Origin of the sequence: Mycobacterium sp. 1465703.0 (assembly GCF_001672975.1) — a bacterium.
GTDB lineage: Bacteria > Actinomycetota > Actinomycetes > Mycobacteriales > Mycobacteriaceae > Mycobacterium.
Map to the genome: position 1 here is coordinate 1 of NZ_LZKU01000231.1, position 878 is coordinate 878.

The following is an 878-nucleotide window of genomic DNA, read 5'->3' on the forward strand; positions in this document are numbered from 1 at the left end:
GAAGATCGATCTGGCGCTGGGAAAGCTGAAGCTCGAGCCCGGGATGACGTTGTTGGACATCGGTTGTGGCTGGGGCGCCACCATGCGGCGCGCCATCGAGAAATATGACGTCAACGTCGTGGGCCTGACCCTGTCGGAGAACCAGGCCGAGCACGTGCAGAGGTCCTTCGACGAGATGGACACCAGCCGGTCCCGACGGGTGCTGCTGGAGGGCTGGGAGAAGTTCCACGAGCCGGTGGACCGTATCGTGTCGATCGGCGCGTTCGAGCACTTCGGCCGGCAACGCTACGGCCGCTTCTTCAAGATGGCCTACCACGCGCTGCCGCCTGGCGGAGTGATGTTGCTGCACACCATCGTTCGGCCCTCGTTCAAGGATGCCCGGGCCAAGGGTATGAAGCTGACCCATGAGATCGTTCAGTTCTCGCAGTTCATCCTGGCCGAGATTTTCCCCGGGGGTTGGCTCCCGACGCCTCAGACCGTCGGCGCAGGAAGACATTTTCAAGTTCGGTGAAGAAGCGGGCTTCTCGGTCGAACGGGTCCAATTGCTGCAAAAGCACTACGAGCGGACGCTCAATATCTGGGCGGCCAATCTGGAAGCAAATAAGGACAGGGCGATCGCCATCCAGTCCCAAGAGGTCTACGACCGTTACATGCACTACCTGACGGGCTGCGAGAACTTCTTCCGCAGGGGCATCAGCAATGTGGGGCAATTCACATTGGTCAAGTAGAGCGAATCGAGTCAGCCCCGAACGGTGATCCGTTCGGGGCTGATTTGCTATTCGGGGCGGCTACTTTTCCAGCGTGAACTGATTGACGTCGGTGTAGGCCTGACGGAACAGCTTCGCGCAGCCGGTCAGGTACTTCATATAGCGGTTGTA

General features: G+C 59.7%; 2 pseudogenes. One reads left to right on the forward strand and one right to left on the reverse strand.

The annotated features are described in order from the left end of the window. Positions 1–728: pseudogene (locus A5625_RS21655) on the forward strand (class I SAM-dependent methyltransferase); the annotation flags it as partial. 60 nt (positions 729–788) lie between these two features. On the opposite strand, the pseudogene A5625_RS29280 reads toward A5625_RS21655, so the two are convergent. Continuing rightward, a pseudogene (locus tag A5625_RS29280) lies at positions 789–878 on the reverse strand (class I SAM-dependent methyltransferase); the annotation flags it as partial.